The sequence below is a fragment of the Brachybacterium horti genome, from assembly GCF_054777615.1.
Map to the genome: position 1 here is coordinate 408,039 of NZ_BAAHAM010000004.1, position 17,652 is coordinate 425,690.

The window sequence follows — 17,652 nt, forward strand, 5'->3', positions numbered from 1 at the left end:
CGCCTCAGGCGGGGAGGTCGCCGACGGTGGGCGGCTCGGGGGCGTCGCCCTCGATGACCTGGCCGATCGTCGCCTCGTAGAGCTTCTTCCAGGTGCCGTCGGACTCGATCGCCTCGAGGAAGGCGTTGACGAGCTCGAGGGCGTCCGCGTGCTCCTTGTTCAGCCCGATCCCGTAGGGGTCCTCGGTGAAGGGCTCCCCCACCACGGTGACCTCGGGATCGGCCTTCGAGTTCCCCAGCAGCACGCCCTGGTCCAGCACGTACGCGTCCACGCGCTTCTGCTTGAGCGCGGCGACGCAGGACTCGTTGTCCGCGAGGGTCTCGACGTCTCCCGGGTCCTTCACGTTGTCCTCGATCGCCTGGATGCCGGTCGAGTTGGACTGGGTGACGAGCTTCTTGCCGGTGAGGTCCGCGGGGCCGGTGATCGAGTCCTTGTCCTCGGTGCGCACCTGGATGGAGGTGCCGGAGAGGTAGTACGGGCCGGCGAAGTCGATCTTCTCGAGGCGCTCAGGGGTGATCGAGTAGGTCGCGATCACGCAGTCCACGGTGTCGTTCTGGACCATCGTCTCGCGGGTCTCGACGGTCGTGTCGATGTACTCGACCTTCTCCTCACCGCCCTCGCCGAGGATGTAGCGCGCGAGCAGCTGGGTGATGCCCGCGTCGAAGCCGGTGACCTTGTCGGTCGCCGGGTCGATGATCGAGAAGACCTGGTTGGCGGTGGTGCCGCCGCGCACGAGCTTGCCCTTCTCCTTGATCGCGGTCGCCCAGGCGCTGCCGGAGATCGCGGAGTCCTCCGCGACGGGGCCGCCGGCGATGACGGCGTCGTACTCGCCGCTCGCCGCGCCGCCGTCGCTCGCCCCCGAGCCGTCGAGGGACGGGGCGTCGGTCGAGTCGGAGGAGCAGGCGGCGAGGGCGGCGACCGCGGGCACGGCGGCCGCGGCGGCGAGCAGGGAACGGCGGCCGGGACGGATCTGGCGGGTCATGAGGGGCTCCTGGGGTCGTGGGATCGGGTGGGGTCAGTGCGGGAGGATCGTGGAGAGGAAGTCCCGGGCCCGCTGCGTGCGCGGGGCGGTGAAGAACTGCTCGGGCTCGCCCTCCTCGACGATCTCGCCGCGGTCCATGAACACGACGCGGTCGCACACGTGGCGGGCGAAGCCCATCTCGTGCGTGACCACGAGCATCGTCATGCCGCGCTCGGCGAGGGAGCCCATGACGTCGAGGACCTCGTTGATCACCTCGGGGTCCAGGGCCGACGTCGGCTCGTCGAAGAGCAGCGCCTTGGGGTCCATGGCGAGCGCCCGGGCGATCGCGACGCGCTGCTGCTGCCCGCCGGAGAGCTCGGCGGGGAGGCTGTGCGCCTTGTCCGCGAGGCCCACCCGCTCGAGCAGCTCGCGCGCCCGCTGCTCGGCGTCGGCCTTCGAGGCGCCGCGCACCTTGCGCGGGCCGAGCGTGATGTTGTCGATCGCGCGCAGGTGCGGGAAGAGGTTGAAGGACTGGAACACCATGCCGACGTCGGAGCGGAGCCGGGTGAGCTCGCGGCCCTCCTCCGGCAGCAGCTCGCCGTCGATGCGGATCTCGCCGGAGGTGATGGTCTCCAGGCGGTTGATGCAGCGGCACAGGGTCGACTTGCCCGAGCCCGAGGCGCCGATCACCGCGACGACCTCGCCGCGGCGCACGTCGAGGTCCACGTCGTTCAGCGCGACGAAGTCCCCGAAGTGCTTGCTCACGCCGCGCACGGAGATCAGCGGCGGCGCAGGGTCCGGGCCCGCGCCCTGGGCGGCGGGATCGGCGTCGGGGAGGCTGTGATCCATGTCCCGATCCTGGGCAGTTCGAGGGCGCTTGTCCACTTGTGTGACCGGATGGCCGGGATCCGGGACGCTTCCGTGACCTCGGCGGGCCGGCGCGGGGGCGGGCAGGGGCGGGCAGAGGGAATACGGGACCTCTTCGTACGGGTCACCCCCGGAATCGAGGGGACCCGTACGAGGACGTCCCGCGGCCCCGACGGCCGGGTGGGCGGGAGCGCGGGGAAAGCCGGGCTGGGCCGCGGGCGGGCATGACGGGTTCCCGACGTGACGACGGGACGTCTTCGCGCAGATGTCCCCGAGATCGAGGGAACCTGCGCGAAGACGTCCCGTGGCCTGGCGCCGGGCCGGCGGGCCGGTTCGGGCCGGCGGGCCGCGCCGGGCCGTGGCGGGTCAGGCCCGGTAGGCGCCCTGGTAGACGGCCTCGAAGGGGGCGTGGCCGCCCTGGCGGTTCTCGATCGAGCTCGTGACCACGGCCTTCGCGGTGCGCGCGGCCTCGAGCTCGCTCGCACCCTTGGCGAGCTCCGCGGTGACGGCGGCGGCGAGGGTGCAGCCGGCGCCGGAGACCCGCTCCTCGCCGATCTTGGGGCTGGACAGCTGGACGATCTGCTCGCCGTCGTAGAACACGTCCACCGCGTCGACGCCGGGGAGGACCACGCCGCCCTTGGCGAGGACGGTGACGTCGTACGTGTCGTGGATGCGCTTCGCGGCCTCGGTGAGGTCCTCGACGGTCTCGATCGACTCCATGCCGGAGAGGGAGAGCGTCTCGAAGTGGTTCGGGGTGACGAACGTGGCGAGCGGCAGGATCTTCTCCTTGAGCGCGTTGTCCGTGTCCAGCGCGGCGCCGGGCTCCTGGCCCTTGCAGATGAGCACCGGGTCCAGGACGACGTTCGTGAAGTCGCGCTCCGCGAGGGAGGCGGCGACCGCGTCGATCGTGGCGGGCGTGCCGAGCATGCCGATCTTCACCGTGTCGATGTCGTGCACCGCGGTGGTCGCCTCGATCTGGTCGCGGATGACCTGCGGCTCGACGGGGACGAAGCGGTGGCCCCAGTCGTTCTTCGGGTCGAAGGAGACGATGCAGGTGAGCGCCGCGGTGCCGAAGGTGCCGAGCTGGTGGAACGTCTTGAGGTCCGTCTGCGCGCCGGCGCCTCCAGTGGCCTCGGATCCGGCGATGGCGAGGGCGACGTGGGTCATGGTGGCCTTCCGTGAAGAGGTGGTCCCCGGCCTCCGGGGCCCGTGGCGGGCCCCTGGTCCGGGTGTCCGCGCGCTCCCAGGTAGCCGCGTCGCCGCCGGGCGCGCGGTCATGACCGGCGCCGGCAGGACGGGTCCCGTCGCTGCGGATCTGCCGCGCGCTCCCAGGGACGTCCGTTCCGGTCCCGTCGCAGCGGCAGGACTCCCAGGGTAGCGCCCGCCCTCCGGTACAGTGCCGTGCGTGTCGAAGCCCGGGACCCGCCAGAGCGCGCCGGCCGGGAACAGCCAGAGCGCTCCGGCCGCGGCCCCGTCGGCCCCGGTCCCGCCCGCCTCCCGCTCCGCACGGCTCCGGGCGTTCCTGCTCTCGCACCTGCGGCCGTCCCTCGCCTTCCTCACCGTGGGCGGGATCGTCTTCCTGCTCGACGCCGCGATGTACAACCTGCTCGTGTTCTGGACGCCCGGCGGCGGCTGGGGCGAGGGCGTGCTGCACGCGCACCCGATCCCCGCGAAGATCCTCACGATCGCCGTCGCCTCGTGCTTCACGTACCTCGGCAACCGGCTGTGGACCTTCGGCGACCGGCCCGCGCCGCACACGACCCGCTCGATCCTCGCCTTCGTGATCGTCAACGTGATCGCCGCGGGCCTGCAGCTCGCGTGCCTCGGCTTCTCCCGCTACGTGCTGGGCCTCGACTCCCCGCTCGCGGACAACATCTCCGGCACGCTCATCGGCCAGGTCGTCTCGACGTCGTTCCGCTACGTCACCTACGGCCGGTTCGTCTTCCCCCGCGAGCGCTGAGGCCCGCCGCGCGACGGCTCTGCGACACTGCCGGGCATGGACGTGAACGGACCCTGGACCCGGGCCTCGCAGGCCGCCGGACTGCTCGTGGACGGGCAGGCCCGCCCCACCGTCTTCGCGCGGATGTCCGCGCTCGCCGCCCGCACGGGCGCCGCGAACCTCGGCCAGGGCTTCCCGGACACGGACCCGCCGGAGGTCGTCGCGGAGGCCGCGGTCGCCGCGATCCGGGCCGGCCGCAACCAGTACCCGCCGGGGGCGGGCGAGGCGGTGCTGCGGGAGGCCGTCGCCGAGCACCAGCAGCGCTTCCACGGACTCGTCTGGGATCCCGCGAGCGAGGTGCTCGTGACGACGGGGGCCACCGAGGCGCTCGCCGCGACCCTGCTCGCGCTGGTCCGGCCCGGCGACGAGGTCGTGACGCTCGAGCCGTTCTACGACCAGTACGCGGCGGTGATCGCGCTCGCGGGCGGCGTGCACCGCACGATCCCCGTCTCCTCCCGCGTGGACGAGCGCGGGGACCTCGTGCTCGAGGTCGAGGAGTCCGCGGTCGCCGCCGCGTTCTCCGCGCGCACCCGGCTCGTGCTCGTGAACACCCCGCACAACCCGACGGGGCTCATGCTCCCCACCCCCGTGCTGCAGCGGCTCGTGGACGAGGCCGCGGCGGTCGACGCGGTGCTCGTGACCGACGAGGTCTACGAGCACCTCACCTACGACGGCGCCGTGCACACCCCGCTCGCCGCGCTGCCGGGCGCGCAGGACCGCACCGTCTCGATCTCCTCCGCCGGCAAGACCTTCTCGGTGACCGGCTGGAAGATCGGCTGGGTGACGGCGCGGCCGGAGCTGCTCACGGCGATCACGGGCGTGAAGCAGTGGCTCACGTACACCTCCGGGGCGCCCTTCCAGGGGGCGGTCGCGGAGGGCCTGCGCCTGCCCGACGAGGCCTTCACCGCGATCGCGGAGGACCTCCGTGCGCGCCGTGACCTGCTCGTGGGAGGCCTGCGCGAGATCGGCTTCCGCGTCGCCGTCCCGGCCTCGGGCTACTTCGTCGTCGCCGACGCCGCCCCGCTCGGCGAGGCCGACGCCGCGGCCCTCGCGGAGCGGCTCCCGGCAGAGGCCGGGGTGGTGGGGATCCCGCTCAGTGCCTTCTACCGTGAGGGCGCAGCGGCGCAGGCGCCCGGCGGAGACGCCCGCGCGTACCTGCGGCTCGCCTTCTGCAAGGACGTGCCGACGATCGAGCAGGCCCTCGAGCGGCTCGACGCCTGGGCGGCCCCGCGCCGCTGAGCTCGGGCGCCGGACGCACGACGGCCCGCCGTCCCCGAGGGGAGGGCGGGCCGCGGCGGTGTTCGGGCGGTGCCGATCAGGCGGCCTTCACCCAGACCTTCTCGCCGGTGAAGTCCAGGAGCGAGGTGAAGGTGAAGGAGCCCTTCTTCGCCTGGTCGGCGGGGATGATGATGCCTTCCTCCCACTCGCCGGTGCCGCCGTCGTAGAGCGTGCCCACGTCGATCGAGGAGTGCGGGGTGACCGTGCCGGCGTCGGAGTAGGAGTTGCCTTCCGGGGTCACGTACTCCCCGGACACCGAGAGGAACGGCTCGAGCGAGTCCGAGCCGTGGTAGGTCACCGTGATCGGCACCAGGATGTAAGTGCTGCCGTCCTCGGGGTCCTCGTTGAAGCTGTTGGCCTTCTTGACCTCGTCGGTCGCCTCCCAGTTGATCTCACCGACGGTGACGTCGATCGTCCCGCCGTTGCCGTCCTCGAGCGTGAAGGTCTCGCCGATCGAGTACGGGTTGTCCTTCGTCCCCTTGTCGCCGGCGGCCTGGGTGGTCGGCTCCTCCGTGGTGGGATCCGTGGTCTCGGGCTCGGTGGTCGGGTCCGTGGTCTCCGGCTCGGAGGTGGTGGTGCTGGGCGGATCCGTCGGATCGTCGCCGCCGCTGTTCGAGAACAGGAAGATGCCGCCGCCCACGACCACGAGGAGCACTGCGAGCACGGCGCAGCCGATGCACACGAACAGTGCGATCTTCCCGCCGTTGCCCCTCTTGGGCGGCTCGCCGCCCTGGGGCGCGCCGCCGAAGGCCGGGGTGAAGGAGGGGTTCTGCGGGTCGCCGAAGCCGGGCGCCGGGGTGCCCTGCCCGAAGGAGGGCTGGCCGGCCCCGTTCGCCGAGGGCTGGCCGTAGCCGTTCGCGGACGGCTGGCCGTACCCGCCCGCCTGGCCGTACTGGCCGGCGGCGTCGTACTGCCCCGGGGAGTCGTACTGGCCGGGCTGCTGGGCGAAGTCCCCCTGACCGGCGGCCGGATCCTGCTGCCAGCTGCCCTGCTGGCCTGCGGGGTCCTGCCCGCCGAGGCCGTCGTCCGACGGCGGCTGCCCCCAAGGGTTCTGCGGTGGCTGCGACATGCTCCTGCCGGCGCCGATGCCACGGCGCCGTCCCCTTCCTCGTGTCATGCCTGGACGTCGGGCCGCGGCCCGATCGCCACATCGTAAGGGGCGGGAGACCTCCCTCACCCCGTCGGGCCGCGCCCGCACGGTCACGACATGACAACGGCCGCCGGGTCCCGCGGGCCCCGGCGGCCGTGCCGCTCCTGCTCCGGGGACTCAGGAGCGGGCGAAGCGGTCCCCGTGGAAGCGGCGGCCGGCGGCGCGCTCGGAGGCGCCCACCTGGTCGAGGTACGGCGTGATGCCGCCGCGATGGCGGGGGAAACCGGCGCCGAGGATCATCCCGAGGTCGATCTGGTCGGGGCTCTCGACGACGTGCTCGTCGAGCATGAGGCCGATCTCCTCGGCGAGGCCGTCCTGGACCGCCTCGAGCAGGGCGTCGCCCACGGGCGCGCTGCCGCTCGCCCCGCCGGCGCCGAAGACCTCGCCGATGGCCGCGGAGACCGGTGCGTGCACGGCGCCCTTGACCCGGTCGGTGAAGCGGCCGCCGCGCTCGGCCATCTCGTGCAGGCCCGGGGAGGCGTGGAACCGCTCGCCGAGCTCGCCGCGCAGCACCTCCCCCACGTGGTCGGCGACCTTGAGGCCCACGAGGTCGAGCAGGGTGAAGGGCCGCATGGGCAGGCCCAGCGGGTCCAGGGAGGCGTCGACCTCGGCGGGATCGGCGCCTGCGTCGAGGGAGGCGAGCACGGCGCCGAGCACGCGGAACAGGAGCCGGTTGACGATGAACCCGGGGGCGTCGGCGCTGCGCACGCCGAACTTCCGCAGGCGGCGCACCACCTCGAGGCCGGTGGCGAGGGTCGCGTCGTCCGTCTGCTCGGTGTGGATCACCTCGACGAGCGGCATCTTCGCGACCGGGTTGAAGAAGTGCAGGCCGACCACGCGCTCGGGGTGCGCGAGGCCCTCCGCCATGGCGGCGACGGAGAGGGAGGAGGTGTTGGAGACGAGCAGCGCCTCCGGGGAGAGCACGCCTTCGAGCTCCTGGAACACGGAGCGCTTGATCGCGAGCACCTCGGGGACGGCCTCGAGGACGAGGTCGCAGCCGGCGAGGTCGGCGACGTCGGTCGTGACGGAGAGCCCGGCGGCGACGGCGCTCGCGGCGCTCTCGTCGAGCAGGCCGCGGGAGGCGGCCTCGGCGACGACCTCGCGGGCGTGCGCGAGGCCCTTCTCCGCGATGGCGGCGTCGAGGTCGCGCATGATGACGGGGACCTGCAGGCCCAGGGCGAGCTGCGCGGCGATCTGGGAGGCCATGAGGCCCGCGCCGGCGACGCCCACGGAGCGGATCTCGCGCGCGCCCTCGACGGGCCGGCGGCCGGGCTTGCCGTGACGCAGGAGCTCCGCGGCGTGGATCGCCCCGGCGGCGGCGGGGGTCGCGGCGAGCTCCGTGAGGGCGGTCGCCTCGCGGGCGAGGGCGTCCTCGAGGGTCGAGCCGGGCAGCTGCTGGAGCAGGTCGAGGGCGCGGGAGACGGACGGCGCGCCCTGGCTCTCGAGGCGGGCGGCCCACTCGCGGCGGGTCTCCGTGGAGGTGTGCGGGGCGTCGAGGGCGTCGGCGAGCTCCTCCGCCTCGGGGCTGCCGGCGGCGGGCAGCGGGGCGGTGCGGCCGGCCCAGGCGGTCGTGCTCCCGGCGCCGTCCTCGGCCTCCTCGTCGTCGTGGGCGGCGACGATCGCGGCGAAGGCGTCGAGCGCGGCGGGGAGGTCCTCGGCGAGCTCGTCGACGAGCCCGATCTCGAGGGCCTGCGCGGCGGAGAGCTGCTTGTCGCGGGCGGGGTCCTCGAGCACCATCCGCACGGCGGTCTCGGGGCCGACGACGCTCTGGAGGAGGGTGGTGCCGCCCCAGCCGGGGAGGATGCCGAGGCCGGTCTCCGGGAGGCCGATGCCGCGGGCGCCGGGGACGGCGGTGCGGACGTCGGCCATGAGGGCGACCTCGAGGCCGCCGCCGAGGGCGGCACCGTTGAGGTGGGCGAGCACGGGGACGGGGCTCGTGCGCACGCGGACCTGGAGGGCGTGCGCGCGCTCGGTCATGGCGGGGACGCTGCCGGCGGCCTGCGCGTCGGCGAACATCGAGAGGTCGGCGCCGGCGAGGAAGACGCGGCCGGTGCCGGTGAGGGCGATCGCGCCGATCTCCCCGGCCTCCGCCCGGTCGAGCGCCGTGTCGATCGCGCCGGTCACGGCCTCGATGGACTGCGGGCCGAGGGTCGCGGGGCGACGCTCCTCGCCCTCCGGCGGGGCGAGCGTGAGGACGGCGACGGTGCCGAGGGCGGGGTGGTCGAGGTCCTCCGTCAGGACGCGGGTGACGTGCTCGGTGTAGCTGCTCATCAGGGGGGTGCCTTTCGCGGACTCGTCGTCGAGGTCGTGCGCCACGGATGTGTAGTACCGCGGGTTTCACATAGATCATGCCGCGCGGCCGGGCCGCTTGTCCACCGCGGCCGTGGCTCAGCCCCTCCGTGGCCTCAGGGCAGCTCCCAGGAGAAGTCCCCCTCGCCGCTCGACGCATCGATGATCACGCCGTCCTCCTCGCCCGCCGGGACGACGAACAGGGCGGTGAAGGCGACCGTCCCGCCGTCCTCGAGCGGCGGCAGCTCGCCGAGCGAGCCCGGCACCACCCCGGGGGACATGTCGTCCACGTAGACGAGATCGGTCTCGGCGCCCAGCCAGAGCTCGTCGGTGAGCACGAGGCTGCCGGGACCCTCGTAGGCCACCGTCCCCTCGACGCTCACGAGCGTGAAGCCGGGGCGCGGCAGGTCCTCGTGGCCGGGGATCGTGCCGCCGACCTCCGCGCTGTCGATGCCCACGCTCATGGTGCCGCCGTCCCAGGTGCCCCAGGCGACCGTGTGCTCGCCGACGGTCCCGGGGTGGTCGTAGCCGCCCGTGCCGTCGTCGACCACGGTGCCCGAGGAGTCGGTGACGACACCGTCCACCTCGTCGCTCCCGGAGTACGTGTCCAGGGCGAGGTCGTCGCCCTGGCTCAGCCGCAGCGCGACGAGCACGGTGCCGGCGACGATGCCGAGGGCGAGCAGCAGCCCCACGACGACGGTCGCGGTGATCACCGGGAGCACCCATCCGGGCCGGGCGCCGCGGGGCGCCGACGGCGGGGCGACGGCTCCGGGGGCCGACGGCACGGCGGGCGCGAGGGGCGGGGCGCTCTCGTGCGGGGCACGGAAGGACGGCAGGCTCATGATCCGGATGCTAGGGGTGCGCACACCCGTCCACAAGTCACGGTTCGGTCACCGTGCGCGCAGGTCAGACGGGGTTCTGCGAGGGGCGGGCCGGATCAGCCCAGCGCATAGTGCAGCGGCTCCCCGTCGTAGGGCTGGAGCACGATCCGCGCGCCGTCCATCTGGGTGGAGACGAGCACGAAGGCGCAGCGGGCGCTCGCGTGCTGGCCGTCCCGGATCGCGCCGACGGTGTCGATCGCGTCCGGCGCCATGCCGGGCAGGACGTCCGTCGCGTAGCCGAGGTCGGTCTGCGCGGAGAACCACATCTCGGAGAGCGGCTGGAACTGCCCGGGCCCCTCGTAGGAGATCTCGAGGGTGACGAGCACGAGCTGGTGGCCGTCCTCGACGACATCGGTGCCCGGTGCGTGGGGGAGCTCGGCGTCCGGGTCCACCTCGGTGGCCCGCACGTGCACGGTGCCGCCGTCCCAGGTGGGCCAGCTGAGGGTGTCCTCGCCGACGGTCGCGGGATCGGAGAAGCTGCCGTCGGGGGCGGCGCCGCCGCCCGCCCGGTCGACGCTGCCGGGACGCAGCGACGGGTCGCCGGTCGCGGGCGTCGAGCGCGGGCCGGGATCCGTGGGGGTCGTGGCCGTGGTGGGTGCCGTGCGGAGGCGCTCGGCGGTGTCGAGCGCGCCGGCGACGATCACGAGGCCGGCGAGCAGCCCGATCACCAGGAGGGCGACGACGCTGACGATCGCCCAGGGCGGGAAGGGTCGGTCCCCCGCCTCCGCCTCGTCGCGCTCCGGGCCGGGTGCCGCCGCGGGTGCGGCGTGCGCGTCGCGTGCCGCGTAGTCGGGCAGCGCCGTCCCGTCCTGCCCTGCGGGCTCGTCCGACGGCGACGGGTCCCCGAGGGGATCGGCGTCGGTCGGCGCGGGACGCTCGGACATGGCCTCGATCCTAGGCCCGGACGCACGGCCGGCGCCGACTCGTCGTCGGCGCCGGCCGGGGCCGGATCCCGCGGTCCCCCGACCGCGCCCCCTGATCCGTCCCCTTCCGCTCCCGTCCCGCACCCGGTACGGACGGAGCCCGCTCCGCCGGCCCGTGGGCCAGCGGCCGTGTCAGTCCTCCGGCAGCGCCGTGAAGACGTAGGTGAGGTCCTCGTTGACCTGCGAGGTGGCGTAGTAGGTGCCGTCCGCGCCGTCGGTCCCGTCGAGGGTGCACACCGCGTGGTGGCCCTCGTCGAGCACGGTGCAGTCGCTCGTGATGCCCGCGGGAAGGTCGCCGTCCGCGGCCTGGCCGAGCATCACCGCGTTGATCGAGGCCTCCTCGAGGTCCTCCGCGGTGGCCTCCGAGGCGGAGGGCGCGTCGGCCCAGGAGACCGAGATCTCGGCGCCCTTCGCGACCGGGAGCTTCTGCGCCGCGTCCGGGTCCTCGAGGACGAGCAGCGCCCGGCCGAAGGGGGTCCGCACGAGGCGCACGGTGGACTTGTCCTTCTCCCCCGTGTCCGGGTTCGTGGACGTGCAGTGGGAGGCGCGGCCGTCGAGCACGGCCTTCCCGGTGCAGACGGCGTCGTAGCCGCCGAAGTACTCACCGCCGGCGATGGACGTCGCGCTGACCGAGGTCACGGCGCGATCCTGGTAGAGGTGCTCGAGGCCGACGCCGCCGCCCTCGTTCCCCACCCGGCTCGTGGAGACGGTGCCCGCCCAGCTCGAGGGGAGCGTGACGCCGGAGCCGTCCGCGTCGAGCGCGGTGACCACGTAACCCGGCCCGCCGTCGATCGCGGTCTGCTGGGTGAGGTAGTAGGTGCCGTCGCCGCCACCGGAGCCGGTGATCGTGCAGGTGCCGTGGGCGCCGCGATCCAGGACGGTGCAGCCTGCGGCGAGGTCCTCCGGGAGGTCGCCGTCGGAGCGGGCTCCCATCATCACCGCGCTGATGACGGTGTGCTCGAGGTCGGAGGCCGTGACCTTCGCGGGCGAGGGGGCGTCGGCGCCCCAGTACCCGATCTGCGCACCCTCGGGCACCGTCGCCCGAGGGGCGTCCTGGTCATCGGCGGCGACGATCAGGGCACGGCCGGCGAAGGGCGTCGCCACGAGACGGACGGTCGCCCGGAGCTGTTCGCCCGAGTCGTCGTCGGTGAAGGTGCAGCGGGAGGCACGGCCGTCGAGCACGGCCTTCCCGGAGCACACGGCGTCGGGGCCGGCGAAGAACTCCTGGCCGGCGATCGTCGCGGCGCTCATCGAGCTCGCCCCACGGCTCGCGCCGTAGAGGTAGTCCACGGCGACGTAGGAGGAGGAGCTGCCGATCTCGCTCGCGGAGATCGTGCCGTCCCACGAGTCGGGGACGTCCACGACGGGGGCGGCGGCGTCGCCCGTGCCCCCGGCGACGTCCCCCGTCCCGGCGGCGACGTCGGCGGGAGCGGCGGCGGCGCCGACCCCGCCGGCGAGCCCGGCGGCCGTCCCGCCGCCCGCGGCGAGGATGCCGACGGCGGCGAGGGCGAGGATCCTGGTGCGGCGGCCGCCTGCTCTGCGGCTGATGGTGTGATGCATGACTGTTCCCCCTGGATCGGGATCCGTGGCCGACGGCCGGGACCCGCGGTGCGCCCACCGAGCGGCGGGCGCGAAAGAACTTTACGAAGTCTTGAACATCTTTGCCAGTCTCTTTACAAGATCGTCACATCTCTGACGCGCGTCCATCAGCGCAGGCCACAGGGCATTTCTTCCGACGCCGTCCGCCTCGCACGGTGCTACCGACCCGTCACCGAACAGATCCCCGCCGGTCGAGGAGCCGCAGCGCCGAGGCCGTGCTCGACCCCCGAGCGGCTCCCCGCGGGCGATGACCCGGCGCCCCCCGCGGTCAGCGTTCGTCACATACCGTCCCGCGCGCGTGACCGCGTGCGCGGGACGGACCTACGGTGAGCTCCTCGCACCACCGCGCAGAGAGGGCGATCCGTGGCCACGATCGAGAACGTCGCGCAGCCGAAGCAGCCGCAGCAGGATCCGTCGCCGAGCGACGCCCCGTACGCCGAGGAGAGTGTGCTGGACCGCCCCGCCTGGTCCGCGCTCACCGGAGCCCATGCGCACCTCGCGATCGGCAACGAAGTCGTCAAGCACTACCCCGCGGACGTCTCCCCCTTCGTCGGGGTCCGCGACTGGGAGGACCCGGGCGTCTGGGGCGCGATCCTCGAGGTCTTCGGGCACGACGCCGTCGTCGGCGTCTCCCATGCCGATCCCGTCATCCCCGACGGCTGGACCTGGGAGTACCGCGTGCCCGGCGTGCAGCTCGTCCAGACCGACGCCCTCGCCCCGCGTCCCTTTGCCGAGGCGGAGGAGCTGGGCCTCGCGGACGCCGAGGAGATGATCGCCCTCGTCGAGCGCACCAAGCCCGGCCCCTTCCTCCCCCGCACCGTGGAGATGGGCCGCTACGTGGGCGTGCGCCGCGAGGGCCGCCTCGTCGCCATGGCCGGCGAGCGCCTCCACCCCGACGGCTGGACCGAGATCAGCGCCGTGTGCGTGGACCCCTCCCAGCGCCGCCAGGGCCTCGCCTCCGCGCTCGTGCTCGACGTCGCCCACGCCGTGCAGCAGCGCGGCGACCGGGCGCTGCTCCACGCGAGCGCCGCGAACACCGGCGCGATCGCGGCCTACGAGAAGCTCGGCTTCGCGCTGCGGCGCACGCTCGTCTTCGGCGGCGTGCGCACGCCCTGAGCCCCGCCGCTGCCCCGCTCTCCGCTCAGGGCAGGCGCAGCTCCCAGGCCTGCTCGACCTCGCCGCGGAAGCGCACCGCGTCCCCGCCCTCGGGGTAGAGGCGCACGGTCGACGGGGTGCCGGAGGTGGGCAGCAGCTCGAGGATGCCCGCGTCGAGCAGGAGCGTCGCGGGGCCGCCCGCGTGCGCGAGCAGAGTCTCCTCGGCGCCGCCCGCCCGGTGCAGCGTGACGGTGACGGGGCCGGCCGTGCGGACCTCCGCCCGCAGCGGCGCGGTGACCTCGAGCGTGCCCTCCTGGACGGTCAGCTCCTCCCCGCGCAGGGCGGTGAGCTCGGCGGGCGCGGAGGAGACGAGCAGGTCGCCCTCGAGGCGCAGCTCGCGCGGGAAGGTGAGACAGCCGGCCCATCCCTGGGCGTCGGTCTGCTCCTGCGTGCGGCCGGCGTGCTCCCAGGACCAGCCCCACAGCAGCACCCGCTCGCCCTCCGCATCGACGACGGCCTGCGGCGCGTAGAAGTCCGGGCCCGTGTCCACGGAGCCGCCGGTGCGGGGCGCGAAGCGGGGCAGGCCGTCCTCGCCCGTGGTCAGCGAGCCGAGCAGGTAGGCCGACTCGGTGATCGAGCCGGGGACGCGCTCGGAGCGGTACCAGAGCGAGACGAGCAGGGCCCACTCCTCGCCGAGACGCACGAGCTGCGGGCACTCCCAGATCTCCGCCGGGACGTGCTGGGCTGCGACGGGATCGTGCCCGGTGAGCAGGGTGCCGCGGTACTCCCAGCGCTCGAGGTCCGTCGCGTCGTAGAGCAGGATCGCGGGGACCACGTCCTCGCCCTCGCGGATCCCGGCGCCCTGGATCGCCCAGCGGTGGCCGTCGAGCGTGAGCACGAACGGGTCCCGTACGCCCTCGAGGTCGAGCTCCTCGGGCACGGGGGCGGCGACGACGGAGCGGGTGACGCCCTGCAGCTGCGCGTCGGTGCGGGCGACGACGACCTGGGAGAGGTCGTTGCGCACGCCGTCCACGCCCGAGTAGACGAGGGTGGGCAGCGCCGTGCCGTCCTCCGCGGTGTCCACGAGGCCCACGCCGCTCCAGCAGCCGCCGCGGTCCGCCTCGCCGGGACGGGGCACGGGGCCGTGGGGCTCCTCGCGCCAGCGCACGAGGTCCGGGGAGGACATGTGGCCCCAGAGGATGTCGCGGTGGCGGGGCTCCTCGGGGTGGTGCTGGAAGTAGACGTGCCAGCGCCCGTCGTGGTGGAGGATCCCGTTGGGGTCGTTGAGCCAGCCGCGGGGGTGGACGCGGTGCAGGGACGGGAAGTGCAGGGCGGTCATGGGGGTCTCGTCTCTCTCGCGGGGCGGATGGGGATCGGCGTGGGCAGAGGTCATTTCGAGGCGCCGGCGGTGAGGCCCTCGCGGAGGTAGCGCTGGCCGAAGAGGAACACGACGACCGCGGGGACCATCGACAGCACCACCCCGGCGAGGACCACGGAGATCGACCCCGTGCCCAGGTTGCCCTGGAGCGTGACCAGACCCAGGGGCAGCGTGTAGTTCTGCTCGGAGATCATGAAGATCAGCGGGCGGAAGAACTCGTTCCAGTGGAAGTTGAAGGCGAGCACCCCCACGATCGCCATGCCCGGCAGGGCCAGCGGCGCGTAGATCGAGGAGAAGGTGCGCCAGGGGCTCGCCCCGTCGATCGCGGCGGCCTCGCCGAGCTCGAGCGGCAGGCCCAGGAAGTACTGGCGCATGAGGAAGGTGCCGAAGGCCGTGGGGATCGCGGGGAGGATCAGCGCGAGCAGCGTGTCGGAGAGGCCCATGCCGCGGATCAGCATGAACACGGGCACGATCGTGACTTGCGCGGGCACCATCATCGTGGAGAGCACGATCGCGAAGAGGGCGTTCTTGCCGCGGAACTCCATGCGGGCGAAGACGTAGCCGGCCATCGCGGCGGTGATCATCTGGCCCACGGCGATGACCCCGGTGACCAGGGCGCTGTTGAGCACGAGCAGCGGCACGCCGATCTGCTCGAACACCGCCGCGTAGCTCGAGAAGTCGGGGCTCAGCGGGAAGAAGCTCGGAGGCAGGGAGAAGGACTCCGCGGCGGGCCGCAGCGAGGTCGTGAAGGTCCACCAGACGGGGCCCAGGGTGAGCACCGCGGCGACGGCGAGCGCGGCGTAGCGGGCGAGGGAGGGGAGCTTGCGGGTCATCGGACGCCTCCGGACGGAGAGGGGTGAGGGGTCATGGGAGGGACGCTCCTCACTGGTAGAAGACGAAGCGGCGGGCGAGGCGGAACTGGGCGGCGGTGACCAGCATGATCAGCACCATGAGCACGAGGCCGATCGCGCTCGCGCGGCCGAACTCGAGCTCCCGGAAGGCGCTCTCGTAGATGACCATGACGACCGTGCGGGTCGAGTCGCCGGGGCCGCCGCGGGTGAGCACGTAGGGCTGGTCGAAGACCTGCAGCGCGGAGATGATCGCCATCACCGAGGCGACGAGCACCGTGGGGCTCACGAGCGGCAGCGTGAGGTGCCGGAAGCGCCGCCACCCGGTCGCGCCGTCGATCGCTCCGGCCTCGTAGACCTCCTGCGGCACCGCGGCGAGGCCGCCGATGAACAGCAGGAACGAGAAGCCGAAGTTCTGCCAGACGTACACCGCGATGACGACGACCATCGCCCACTGCGGGCTGGTCAGCCAGGGCACGGCGGGGATCCCGACGAGCGACAGCGCCCAGTTGATGACGCCGTAGCTCTCGTTGAAGAGGTACTTCATGAGGATCGAGACGCTCGCCGCGGAGAGCACGAGCGGGAAGAAGAAGGTGGAGCGGAAGAACACCCGCAGCCAGGCCGGCATCCGCGACTGCACGAGCACCGCGAGCAGCATGGCGATCGCGAGCTGCGCGGCGACCGCGACGACCACGAACACGGCGGTGTTGAGGAAGGAGACGGCGACGGTGGAGTCCGCGGCGAGGTCGGTGAAGTTGTCCAGTCCCACGAACCGCGGCGAGGTGATGATGTCCCAGCGGAAGAAGGCGAGGACGAGGGAGCCGACGATCGGCACGAGGACGAACAGGCCCACCCCGAGCATCGTGGGGGCCAGGAAGATCCAGCGCAGCAGGGTGCTGCGGGAGTCGGTGGTCATGCGTCCTCCTCGGTGAAGACGGCGCGCAGGTCGCGGTCCAGCGCGGCGAGGGAGCGGGCCACGCCGTCGGCCCCGCCGGAGAGCGCGGTGGAGATGTTGCGGATGAGGGCGGTCTCGACGGCGGCCTGCTGGGGCGGCGCGGGGATCGGGCCGGAGGTCGGGAAGCGGTCGAGGGTGTCGTAGAAGCGGGACCAGTGCTCGGGGCCGATGCCCGTGTAGAGCGAGTCGGTGACCATGGAGCGCCGGGTGGGCGTGGTCGACGGTGTCGGGAAGGCGAGCTGCATGGCCTGCTTGGAGGCGGTGAACTTGATCCACTCCCAGGCCTGGTCGGCCTTCTCCGTCGTCTTCATGACCGCGTAGCCGGCGGCGCCGAACTGGTGGCGCTGGGTGCGCCAGCGGGGGAAGAACTGCACGTCGTACTGCTCGGGGGTCATGCCGCCCTCGGCGAGCCCCTGGACCCAGTAGCCGCCGGCGGGGGTGGAGCCGATGCGGCCGGAGGCGAAGAGCCCCACGAGGGTGTTGCCGCCGCCCTCCTCGGGGCGCACGGCGAGGCCGTCCTGGACGAGGGTGCGGAGGTACTCGACGCTCTCGTGGACCCGCTCGTGGGTCGCGTTGGAGCCGGTCCAGAGGTAGCCGCCGGAGCGCTCCTCGCCGGGATAGAAGGTGGACCACAGCTGCTCGCCGCCCTGCGCCCTCTCCTCGGTGAGGAAAGAGGTGTCGTTGACGTAGAGCCAGGGGACGATCCCGCCGAAGAGGCGGTTGGTCCAGTAGTAGGGGGTCGCGTCGCCCTGCATGCCGCGCAGCAGCTCGGTGAAGTCGTCGCGGGTCCAGTCCTCGCCCGGCATCCCGAGCCCGTTGCGCTCGAGGACGTCGAGGTTGAGGTACATGTTCGCGGCGTTGAAGTCGAGGGGCAGCTGGTAGAGCGAGCCCTGGTACATGAACGCCTCGATGAGGCTGGGGTGGACGTCCTCGAAGTAGTCGCGCACCGCGTCGGCGTCGCGCAGCAGGTAGTCGTCCAGCGGCAGGGCGAGGCGTTCGGCGAAGAGCTGGGCGCCCTCGGTGGCGGTGTAGACGACGTCCGGCTGGGTGCCGGAGGCGACCATGGTGAGGATCTTCGCGAAGAAGTCGCCCCAGTCGGTGGCCTGCACGGACTGGATGCGCACGGGGATGTCCGGGTGCTCCTCCATGAAGGCGTCGGCGATCTGCTGGCGGCCGGCGGCGTCCTGGGCGGTGCCGAGGATGAGCACGGTGAGGGCGTCGTCGCCGCGGCCGGGGATGTCGCTCCCGGTGAGCCGGGGCCACGCGGCGGCGGTGCCGGCGACGCCGACGAGACCGGCGGCGCCGAGCAGCGCGCGGCGGGTGAGGGGTGATCGGGTGGCCATGCGGTCCTCTTCGTCGAGCAGCGGCACAGGGGGGTGATCCGAGACCTCACTTCTTCACGTGTCGAAGCGAGGTGGGATGAGTATGC

Annotated in this window: 15 protein-coding genes; 3 read left to right on the top strand and 12 right to left on the bottom strand. The window is 73.3% G+C overall.

Annotated features, from left to right (window positions below; all coding sequences use genetic code 11):
* Nucleotides 1-4 precede the first annotated feature (4 nt).
* The 3 genes from ACYVAP_RS14790 to ACYVAP_RS14800 form a co-directional block, all read right to left on the bottom strand.
* Nucleotides 5-982: a glutamate ABC transporter substrate-binding protein gene (locus ACYVAP_RS14790; protein WP_498861262.1), complete on the bottom strand. Its 978-nt coding sequence runs from the start codon at nucleotides 980-982 to the stop codon at nucleotides 5-7.
* Between the two features lie 33 nt (nucleotides 983-1,015).
* Nucleotides 1,016-1,810 carry an amino acid ABC transporter ATP-binding protein gene (locus ACYVAP_RS14795; RefSeq protein ID WP_498861263.1) on the bottom strand — a complete coding sequence of 265 codons (795 nt, stop codon included), beginning with the start codon at nucleotides 1,808-1,810 and terminating at the stop codon, nucleotides 1,016-1,018.
* A 384-nt stretch (nucleotides 1,811-2,194) separates the two neighbouring features.
* Entirely contained in the window at nucleotides 2,195-2,995 is an 801-nt protein-coding gene (locus ACYVAP_RS14800) for a hydroxymethylpyrimidine/phosphomethylpyrimidine kinase (protein WP_137769210.1), read from the bottom strand.
* Between the two features lie 238 nt (nucleotides 2,996-3,233).
* Between ACYVAP_RS14800 and ACYVAP_RS14805 the strand changes: the two genes are divergently transcribed.
* Together ACYVAP_RS14805 and ACYVAP_RS14810 are read left to right on the top strand one after the other, a co-directional pair.
* Nucleotides 3,234-3,788: a GtrA family protein gene (locus ACYVAP_RS14805; RefSeq protein WP_498861264.1), complete on the top strand. Its 555-nt coding sequence runs from the start codon at nucleotides 3,234-3,236 to the stop codon at nucleotides 3,786-3,788.
* A gap of 36 nt (nucleotides 3,789-3,824) precedes the next feature.
* Complete coding sequence (locus tag ACYVAP_RS14810; protein ID WP_498861265.1) at nucleotides 3,825-5,066, top strand: aminotransferase class I/II-fold pyridoxal phosphate-dependent enzyme; 1,242 nt, start codon at nucleotides 3,825-3,827, stop codon at nucleotides 5,064-5,066.
* A 76-nt stretch (nucleotides 5,067-5,142) separates the two neighbouring features.
* Here the strand turns inward: ACYVAP_RS14810 and ACYVAP_RS14815 are convergent, their stop codons facing one another.
* The 5 genes from ACYVAP_RS14815 to ACYVAP_RS14835 all read right to left on the bottom strand — a co-directional run bounded on the left by ACYVAP_RS14815 (nucleotide 5,143) and on the right by ACYVAP_RS14835 (nucleotide 11,908).
* Complete coding sequence (locus tag ACYVAP_RS14815; protein ID WP_498861266.1) at nucleotides 5,143-6,174, bottom strand: proline-rich domain-containing protein; 1,032 nt, start codon at nucleotides 6,172-6,174, stop codon at nucleotides 5,143-5,145.
* A gap of 198 nt (nucleotides 6,175-6,372) precedes the next feature.
* Entirely contained in the window at nucleotides 6,373-8,526 is a 2,154-nt protein-coding gene (locus ACYVAP_RS14820) for a 3-hydroxyacyl-CoA dehydrogenase NAD-binding domain-containing protein (protein WP_498861267.1), read from the bottom strand.
* A 134-nt stretch (nucleotides 8,527-8,660) separates the two neighbouring features.
* A complete protein-coding gene (locus tag ACYVAP_RS14825; RefSeq protein WP_498861268.1) occupies nucleotides 8,661-9,386 on the bottom strand; it encodes a hypothetical protein in 726 nt (241 codons plus the stop codon).
* Between the two features lie 95 nt (nucleotides 9,387-9,481).
* Entirely contained in the window at nucleotides 9,482-10,309 is an 828-nt protein-coding gene (locus ACYVAP_RS14830; protein WP_498861269.1) for a hypothetical protein, read from the bottom strand.
* 171 nt (nucleotides 10,310-10,480) lie between these two features.
* The gene (locus tag ACYVAP_RS14835) at nucleotides 10,481-11,908 is read right to left on the bottom strand and encodes a hypothetical protein (protein WP_498861270.1); all 1,428 of its coding nucleotides are present in this window, start codon (nucleotides 11,906-11,908) and stop codon (nucleotides 10,481-10,483) included.
* A gap of 411 nt (nucleotides 11,909-12,319) precedes the next feature.
* Between ACYVAP_RS14835 and ACYVAP_RS14840 the strand changes: the two genes are divergently transcribed.
* Complete coding sequence (locus ACYVAP_RS14840) at nucleotides 12,320-13,063, top strand: GNAT family N-acetyltransferase (protein ID WP_498861392.1); 744 nt, start codon at nucleotides 12,320-12,322, stop codon at nucleotides 13,061-13,063.
* Nucleotides 13,064-13,088: 25 nt separating this feature from the next.
* Here the strand turns inward: ACYVAP_RS14840 and ACYVAP_RS14845 are convergent, their stop codons facing one another.
* From ACYVAP_RS14845 to ACYVAP_RS14860, 4 genes are read right to left on the bottom strand one after another with little or no spacing between them, the layout of a single operon-like run.
* A complete protein-coding gene (locus tag ACYVAP_RS14845) occupies nucleotides 13,089-14,381 on the bottom strand; it encodes a glycoside hydrolase family 32 protein (RefSeq protein WP_498861271.1) in 1,293 nt (430 codons plus the stop codon).
* A gap of 50 nt (nucleotides 14,382-14,431) precedes the next feature.
* Complete coding sequence (locus ACYVAP_RS14850) at nucleotides 14,432-15,253, bottom strand: carbohydrate ABC transporter permease (protein ID WP_137769219.1); 822 nt, start codon at nucleotides 15,251-15,253, stop codon at nucleotides 14,432-14,434.
* 49 nt (nucleotides 15,254-15,302) lie between these two features.
* Entirely contained in the window at nucleotides 15,303-16,184 is an 882-nt protein-coding gene (locus ACYVAP_RS14855) for a carbohydrate ABC transporter permease (RefSeq protein ID WP_498861272.1), read from the bottom strand.
* Nucleotides 16,181-17,566 (bottom strand): type 2 periplasmic-binding domain-containing protein, encoded by a 1,386-nt coding sequence (locus ACYVAP_RS14860; protein WP_498861273.1) that lies wholly within the window; start codon nucleotides 17,564-17,566, stop codon nucleotides 16,181-16,183. The genes ACYVAP_RS14855 and ACYVAP_RS14860 overlap by 4 nt, the downstream gene beginning before the upstream one ends.
* Nucleotides 17,567-17,652 lie beyond the last annotated feature (86 nt).